This is a genomic window from Noviherbaspirillum album (assembly GCF_035916955.1).
In the GTDB taxonomy this organism is placed as follows: domain Bacteria; phylum Pseudomonadota; class Gammaproteobacteria; order Burkholderiales; family Burkholderiaceae_D; genus Noviherbaspirillum; species Noviherbaspirillum album.
This window is the reverse complement of record NZ_JAWIIV010000010.1, coordinates 205,259-212,347: the sequence shown is the minus strand read 5'-3', so window position 1 is coordinate 212,347 and position 7,089 is coordinate 205,259. Positions and strand designations below refer to the sequence as shown.

The 7,089-nt window shown below is 62.6% G+C and carries 8 protein-coding genes; 3 read left to right on the top strand and 5 right to left on the bottom strand.

The window, feature by feature from the left end; translation table 11 throughout:
• Window positions 1–126: 126 nt before the first annotated feature.
• A complete protein-coding gene (gene tcdA, locus RY831_RS14400; RefSeq protein ID WP_326507044.1) occupies window positions 127–1,077 on the bottom strand; it encodes a tRNA cyclic N6-threonylcarbamoyladenosine(37) synthase TcdA in 951 nt (316 codons plus the stop codon).
• Window positions 1,078–1,528: 451 nt separating this feature from the next.
• On the opposite strand from tcdA, the gene pdxH reads away from it, so the two are divergent.
• The gene (pdxH, locus tag RY831_RS14395; RefSeq protein ID WP_326507057.1) at window positions 1,529–2,164 is read left to right on the top strand and encodes a pyridoxamine 5'-phosphate oxidase; all 636 of its coding nucleotides are present in this window, start codon (window positions 1,529–1,531) and stop codon (window positions 2,162–2,164) included.
• Between the two features lie 31 nt (window positions 2,165–2,195).
• Here pdxH and msrA read toward each other — a convergent pair whose 3' ends face one another.
• Entirely contained in the window at window positions 2,196–2,738 is a 543-nt protein-coding gene (gene msrA / locus RY831_RS14390; RefSeq protein WP_326507043.1) for a peptide-methionine (S)-S-oxide reductase MsrA, read from the bottom strand.
• A gap of 178 nt (window positions 2,739–2,916) precedes the next feature.
• Here msrA and RY831_RS14385 point away from each other — a divergent pair, with 178 nt between their 5' ends.
• Complete coding sequence (locus tag RY831_RS14385) at window positions 2,917–3,684, top strand: helix-turn-helix domain-containing protein (RefSeq protein ID WP_326507042.1); 768 nt, start codon at window positions 2,917–2,919, stop codon at window positions 3,682–3,684.
• 68 nt (window positions 3,685–3,752) lie between these two features.
• A complete protein-coding gene (locus RY831_RS14380; RefSeq protein ID WP_326507041.1) occupies window positions 3,753–4,259 on the top strand; it encodes a flavin reductase family protein in 507 nt (168 codons plus the stop codon).
• Between the two features lie 55 nt (window positions 4,260–4,314).
• On the opposite strand, the gene RY831_RS14375 is transcribed toward RY831_RS14380, so the two are convergent.
• From RY831_RS14375 to purE, 3 genes are read right to left on the bottom strand one after another with little or no spacing between them, the layout of a single operon-like run.
• Window positions 4,315–5,343, bottom strand: coding sequence for an L-threonylcarbamoyladenylate synthase (locus RY831_RS14375; RefSeq protein ID WP_326507040.1), 1,029 nt, complete (start codon window positions 5,341–5,343; stop codon window positions 4,315–4,317).
• A gap of 41 nt (window positions 5,344–5,384) precedes the next feature.
• Entirely contained in the window at window positions 5,385–6,578 is a 1,194-nt protein-coding gene (locus RY831_RS14370; protein WP_326507039.1) for a 5-(carboxyamino)imidazole ribonucleotide synthase, read from the bottom strand.
• Window positions 6,575–7,078 (bottom strand): 5-(carboxyamino)imidazole ribonucleotide mutase, encoded by a 504-nt coding sequence (gene purE, locus RY831_RS14365; RefSeq protein ID WP_326507038.1) that lies wholly within the window; start codon window positions 7,076–7,078, stop codon window positions 6,575–6,577. The genes RY831_RS14370 and purE overlap by 4 nt, the downstream gene beginning before the upstream one ends.
• Window positions 7,079–7,089 lie beyond the last annotated feature (11 nt).

Genomic DNA, 7,089 nt, shown 5'->3' with positions numbered 1-7,089 from the left:
GACGCAGGTTAACAGCCCTCGCGACCGTTTACAACACCCGAAAAGAAAAATGCCGCTCAGTCTTAACTGAACGGCATTAGCGGCAGCGCCGCTCTTTTTCATTCTTTCTACTCTGCCGGGCCGGCATCAGGCCGCGATGACAGCTTCGGCTTCGATGTCTTGTGCCGGGGCCTGGGTCGGGGGCTCGTTCTCCCGGCTAGCGGACTTGCCGGCCTGGACCTCGTCCGCGGCCTGCGCCAGCTTGCGCAGCGCCTGCGCTGCAGCCACCAGGCCAAAGCTGGCGGTGACCACCATGGCGGAGCCGAACCCGGCGCAATTGAGTCCGGTAATGCCGGGCTTGCCGTCCGCGTTGCCGTCGATCTCGCAGGCCTCTTCCGTTTCCGGGGAGCGCAGGGGCTCGGTTGAGAAAACGGCATCGATACCGAACTTGTTCTTTGTCCCTCGCGGGAAACCGTATTGGGCGCGCAGGCGCTTGCGTACCTTGGCCAGCAGCGGCTCCTGCTCGGTCCGGCACAGGTCGCGCACTTCGATGCGAGTCGGATCGACCTGCCCGCCGGCCCCGCCGATGGTGATTAGCGGAATCTTGCTGGCGCGGCAATACGCGATCAGCGCGGTCTTTGCTTTCACGCTGTCGATCGCGTCGATCACGTAGTCGTAGTTGCGGCTGCCGATCATGGCATCCAGATTGTCCGGATCGATGAAGTCTTCGATCTCGGTCACCTTGCAATAGGGATTGATCTGGGCGATGCGCTCGGCCAGCGCTGTGACCTTGGCCTTGCCGATGGTGTCGGTGAGCGCATGGATCTGACGGTTGACATTCGATTCGGCTACGTTGTCGAGATCGATCATCGTGATGCGTCCGATGGCGCTGCGCGCGAGCGCTTCGACGATCCAGGAGCCTACGCCCCCGACGCCGATCACGCAGATGTGGGCATTACGGAAACGGGTAAGCGCAGCTTGGCCATACAGGCGCGCAATGCCGCCGAAACGACGATCGAAATCGATATCGTTGCTGGCGCCGCTGCTGCCGTTGTCATTCGAGCCAGTCTGCTGGGGAAAGGGAATAATGGCGTTCATCCCCTTATTTTAACGCGAGGCAATCGCGGAATTTTTCCCTAGAATGTTTTTTCTTGACCTGTAGTATCGTTGCCTTGATCGATTGTCAGCGTTTCCGACTCCTCTGTCTTTAAACTGATCCCACAGAAGAGTGTCGGCATCCGCGTTCTTCGCTCAGGGATGGAGGTGACTCCGGGTCCGAAGCGGCCGCCTCGACTGACGTTGGTCTCGTTTCCTGCAAACATTGATGTGGGACAAGGAATTTGCAAGACGGGACGATTATCTTGTTTGAGTCGTCTCCCGCCTGCCTCATCAAGTCCCGCTATGCCCCGCAAATCCTTGAAGGTCCTGAAGACCCGAAGTCCATCGAGGCTCCGGCCATAGCCCGGCGCTGATTTGCGATAATGGTTTCATTTGGCGCCCGGCTTTGGCTCGTGCGCCGGTTCAGCGTAAAACACCACAGGAAAAAATGATGTCGATAGCGGATCTACGTAAGGACTACAGTCGCGCCAGCCTGTCCGAACAGGATGTCTTCCCGAACCCGATAGACCAGTTCTCGAAATGGTTCTCGGAGGCACTGGCCGCAGAAGTGCCCGAAGCCAATGCGATGAGCGTTTCCACGGTCGATGCCGGCGGCAGGCCGTCGTCGCGAATACTGTTGATCAAGGATGTCGACCAGCGCGGCTTTACCTTCTTCACCAATTACGATAGCCGCAAGGGCAGTGAACTGCAGAACAACCAGTTCGCGGCACTGCTGTTCTACTGGATCGAGCTGGAAAGGCAGGTGCGCATCGAAGGCCGGGTCGAGCGGATTTCCGCTGACGAAAGCGATGCCTATTTCAACAGCCGCCCGCTGAAGAGCCGGCTGGCGGCAATCGCATCGGCGCAGAGCCGCCCGATAGATAGCCGCGAAACGATGGAACGGCATTATGCCGAGGTGGAACAGGCATATGGCGGACAGCCGGTGCGCCCGCCGCATTGGGGCGGCTATCGCCTCGTTCCGGATTACATGGAATTCTGGCAGGGGCGGCCATCGCGCTTTCACGACCGCATCGCCTACCGCCTGCAGCAGGACGGTTCCTGGCAACGGCAACGGCTGCAGCCGTAAGGCCTTTTTGATCCGCCATCAATGGTGCGGGTTATAGCTGGGCCGGCGCCTTGAGCTTGTCGGTGAAGATCTTGCGGAACTTCGTGACCTTGGGCGCCACCACAAAGGCGCAGTAACCCTGGAGCGGATGCTGGCGGAAATAATTCTGGTGATAGTCTTCCGCCTTGAAATACGGCTGCAGCGCGCTGAGTTCGGTCACGATGGGCGCATCCCAGACGCTGGCCATGCAGGCGATCACCTGTTTGGCGATGTCTTGCTGTTCGGGAGTGTGATAGTAGATGACCGAGCGGTACTGCGTGCCGACGTCATTGCCCTGCCTGTTGAGGGTGGTCGGATCGTGAATCGTGAAAAAGATCTCGAGGATCTCCCGGTAGCCGATCTGCGCCGGATCGAATTCCAGCCGCACCACTTCCGCATGCCCGGTGTTGCCTTCGCAGACCTGTTCATAGGTCGGGTTCGCCACATGTCCGCCGGTGTAGCCCGACTCCACATGCTGCACACCCTTGAGTTCCTGATAGACCGCTTCCAGACACCAGAAGCAGCCGCCGCCGAGTGTTGCAATTTCCGTCGTCATGATGAACTCCACATGTTATGTCATGACTTTAGCGTAAATGCATGACCCTGCCTATGTAAGAATGTTGACTTCAATCAACTTTGTGCGCCCGTTCATGGCATCGGGAGCCGGATCAGGCCAGCACGCGGCATCCGGCAATTCCATGGTGTAATGCGCTTTTGACTTTCGGTTTCCCTTCATGCGACAAGCCATTTCCCTAGTCGATTCCCTGAAACGTGAAATGAAGGCGCGCGGCATTACCTATGCGGAACTCGCAGCGCGCATCGGCATGTCGGAGGCCAGCGTCAAGCGCATGTTTTCGCAAAAGAACTTCACGCTGCAGCGCCTGGATGAAATTCTGCAGGCCACAGGCATCGATTTCCGCGACGTGGCCATGTCCGCACAGGACGAATCGCGGCTGATTTCCGAGCTGAGCCATGCGCAGGAAAAGGAAATCATCGGCGATACCCGGCTGTTCGCCGTCGCCGTTTCGGTACTGAACCAGCTGACGGTGGAACAGATCGTGCAGACATATACCTTGAATGAAGCGGAAGTCGTAAGGCACCTGGTGCGCCTCGACCGCATCGGCTTCCTCGAACTGCTGCCGAATAACCGGGTCAAGCTGCTGGTATCGCGCACCTTCCGCTGGATTCCCAACGGGCCGATCCAGACGTTCTTCCGGCATCAGGCCTACAGCGACTTCCTGGCTTCGCAATTCGATGGCGACAACGAGGCGCTGCGCCTGGTCAACGTGATGCTGTCAAAACGCTCGATCGCCGCCCTGCTCGATCGCATGAACCAGCTTGCGCGCGATTTTGCGCAGCAGCACCAGGAAGATGCGCGCCTGCCCTACGAGGAACGCTTTTCCCTCAGTTTTCTGCTGGCGGCGCGGCCCTGGATGCCCACGCTGTTCCAGGACCTGCTGCGCCCGCCCGCGCCCCGGGTCAAGTCAGTGCGTCAGCGGTAACGTCAGCGGTAAGCCCCCGCATGGCCGGGGCTTTTTCGGCATAATGGGCAAAATTTCCTGGATTTCCGATGTCTTATTCATTTCCCGGCGCGGAGCCGCCGGCATTCGATTCAACCCATTTCCGCCAGGCGCTGTCGCAGTTCGCTACCGGCGTGACCGTGATCACCACGCGGCTGCCGGACGGCACTTTCGTCGGCCTGACGGCCAGTTCCTTCAATTCCGTGTCCCTTGATCCGCCGCTGGTGCTCTGGAGCCTCGCCCAAGGTGCAAGCAGCATGCCGGTGTTCAGCGTCAATTCGCATTACGTCATCAATATCCTGTCCGGCGACCAGGCGGTGCTGGCCGAGCGCTTCGCGATGCGCATCGACAACCGTTTCGACGGCGTGGATTTCGACCTGTCGTACACCGGCCTGCCCATCCTCAAGGGCGTGTCAGCCTGGTTCGAATGCCACAACCGCAGCCGCTACCCGGAGGGCGACCATGTGATCTTCGTGGGAGAAGTGGAGCGATGCGACGTATCGCCGAAGCCGGCGCTGGTTTTCCACGGCGGAAAATTCACTTCGACCAGGCCGTGACGCAACAATGAGCTAATGCCGCCTTGTCCGGAAGAGCGTGCCGGATCAGGCCGAATCAGCGCGCATTCAGCAAGCGCTCAAGTACGCCTTGCGAATCATGGGCGGCGCGCCGCAACCTGTCATTCACGCCCTGCCATGCCGACGCCCGGGGCGGCGCTTCGACCAGGATGATGTCCGCACCGGCGGCATCGGCGCTGCGCAGCGCCGCATACAGACCATGCGCATAACCGTCGGCCGCGGCCGGCAACATGAAAAGACTTGCGGCGGGAAGCGCGAGCGCATCGCCATAGCCGATGAGCGCCGCCTGCCTGCCTTTTCCGTTCAACTGCTGCATGATCGGGCCCAGGTCCGATGGTTCGACCAGCGCCACCGGCGTACGCGGCGCGTAGTGGGCTTCCAGCGTGCCGGAAGCGCGCGGCGCGGCCGCATCCGGCTGCCTTGGCACGATGCCGATGACAGCGGCGATCTGCGCTGCGCCGAGTTGCCCGGGGCGCAGCAGCACCGGCCCGTGCGTTGCCATGCGGGACAGATCGACAATCGTGGATTCGATGCCCACCTCGCTCTGCCCGCCATCGAGCACGCAGGCAAGCGGTCCTTCATCCATGCTTCCGAACTCGTCGCGCACATGCTGGGCGGTTGTCGGGCTGACATGGCCGAAGCGGTTGGCCGAAGGTGCCGCAACGCCTCCCCGGCCGCCCTTAAAGGCCCGCAGCAGCGACTGCGCGACCGGATGCGAGGGGCAGCGCAAGCCGATCGAATCCTGTCCGCCGGACACCGCGTCCGGTATGTGGCTTGCGCGCTTGAGGATCAGCGTCAGCGGTCCCGGCCAGAAGGCGGCGATCAGCTTGCGCGCTTCCTCGGGAACGGCCTGCACCCAGTAGCCGATATCGGCATCCGGCGCGACATGCACGATCACCGGATGATTCGACGGGCGCCCCTTGGCGGCATAGATGCTGGCGACCGCTTCCGGGTTTTCCGCGTCGGCCCCCAGGCCGTATACGGTCTCGGTCGGAAAGGCGACCAGCTTCCCCGCCTCCAGGAGGCGGGCGGCTGCATTGATGGCGTTCTGGTCTGGTTCGGACATGGCGGTGATGATGACGAAGGACGCGGCTGTTGCAGGTGACGTCAGGGCGCGATGCCAAGAATGCGGCAAGCCGCCTGCAGGCCGGCCTGCGCTGCCTCCAGCGTGGGGGCGACGAAAGTGACATGGCCCATCTTGCGGCCGCGGCGCGGGTCGTCCTTGCCGTACAGGTGCAGGTTCGCTCCCGGCAGGGCCAGAACCTGGTCCCAGGCCGGCTCGCGCGGCTGATCGCTGCCGTTCTCGAACCAGACATCGCCGAGGATATTGAGCATGACCGCCGGCGAATGCTGGCGCACGTCGCCCAGCGGCAGCATGGCCATGGCGCGCGCCTGCTGCGCGAACTGGCTGGTGACGCAAGCGTCGATCGTGAAGTGTCCGCTATTGTGCGGACGCGGCGCCATCTCGTTGACAACCAGCGAGCCGTCCTGCAGCACGAAGAATTCGATGCACAGCACGCCGACGTAACCGAGCGCGGCAATGATCTCCAGCGCGGCATGCTGGGCCTTCGCTGCCGACTCGGCCGACACGTTCGGACCGGGCACGGTGGTGGTGAACAGGATGCCGTCGCGATGCACGTTCTCCGCAATCGGATAGACCACCGACTCGCCGTCGGCGCCGCGCGCCGTCAGCACCGAGACCTCGTAGGCCAGCGGCAGCATCTTTTCCAGCACGCAGGCCACGCCCTTGAGCGCGGCGAACGCCTGGCGCACCTCGTCCTTGCTCCTGACCCTGACCTGGCCCTTGCCGTCATAACCCATCCGCACGGTCTTCAGGATGCCGGGGAACAGCGCATCCGGAACGGCGTCGATATCCTGTTCGCTCGCGATGACGTGGTAGGGAGCGGGAAGCACGCCGGAAGCCTGGCCGCATTGGGTGAAGAAGCGCTTTTCCTCGATGCGGTCCTGCGCAACCGATACGCAGGAAGCCGACGGCGCGACAAAGGTGCGTTCGGCAAGGAAGGACAGGCTTCGCGCCGGCACGTTCTCGAATTCGGTGGTGACGGCCCTGCACTGCAGCGCCAGTTCGGCCAGCGCCGCTTCATCGTCATAGCCGGCGCACAGCAGGTGGTCCGCGGCATCGCCCGCCGGGCAGTCGCGCGCGGGTTCCAGCACGGCCACCTTGAAGCCCATCTTCTGCGCCGCGTGCACGAACATGCGGCCGAGCTGGCCGCCGCCCATCACGCCCAGCCAGGTGGCCGGCGCGGCAGACGGCAGCAATGGTTGAAACTTGTCGTTCATGCCGGCAATGTCATGTCGAGTGCGGCCTGCGTCTGGCGGGCACGGAATGCCTGCAGCCGCTCGGCCAGTTGATCATCGGTGGCGGCGAGTATCGCAATCGCCGTCAGCGCCGCATTGGCCGCGCCGGCCTCGCCGATGGCGAAGGTCGACACGGGTATGCCCTTCGGCATCTGCACGATGGACAGCAGCGAATCCTCGCCGCGCAGGTACTTCGAAGGCACCGGCACGCCCAGCACCGGCACGATGGTCTTGGCGGCTACCATGCCCGGCAGGTGGGCCGCGCCACCGGCGCCGGCGATGATCGCCCGCAGGCCGCGCGAGCGCGCCGACTCGGCATAGGCGAACATCTGGTCCGGCATGCGGTGGGCGGAAATCACTTTCGCCTCATGCGGAATGCCGAATTCCTTCAGCATCGCGACCGCGTGCTGCATCACGTCCCAATCGGAGGACGAACCCATGATGACGCCGACGACCGGCGTCGCAGAGGAAGCTGCGCTCATCTCGATTCCCA

Bases quoted from the DNA above. Each gene is read 5' to 3' on its own strand.
- RY831_RS14380 (WP_326507041.1), top strand. From the start codon at position 3,753: ATGTCTTATTCATTTCCCGGCGCGGAGCCGCCGGCATTCGATTCAACC.
- RY831_RS14375 (WP_326507040.1), bottom strand. From the start codon at position 5,343: ATGTCCGAACCAGACCAGAACGCCATCAATGCAGCCGCCCGCCTCCTG.
- pdxH (WP_326507057.1), top strand. From the start codon at position 1,529: ATGTCGATAGCGGATCTACGTAAGGACTACAGTCGCGCCAGCCTGTCC.
- RY831_RS14385 (WP_326507042.1), top strand. From the start codon at position 2,917: ATGCGACAAGCCATTTCCCTAGTCGATTCCCTGAAACGTGAAATGAAG.
- purE (WP_326507038.1), bottom strand. From the start codon at position 7,078: ATGAGCGCAGCTTCCTCTGCGACGCCGGTCGTCGGCGTCATCATGGGT.
- RY831_RS14370 (WP_326507039.1), bottom strand. From the start codon at position 6,578: ATGAACGACAAGTTTCAACCATTGCTGCCGTCTGCCGCGCCGGCCACC.
- msrA (WP_326507043.1), bottom strand. From the start codon at position 2,738: ATGACGACGGAAATTGCAACACTCGGCGGCGGCTGCTTCTGGTGTCTG.
- tcdA (WP_326507044.1), bottom strand. From the start codon at position 1,077: ATGAACGCCATTATTCCCTTTCCCCAGCAGACTGGCTCGAATGACAAC.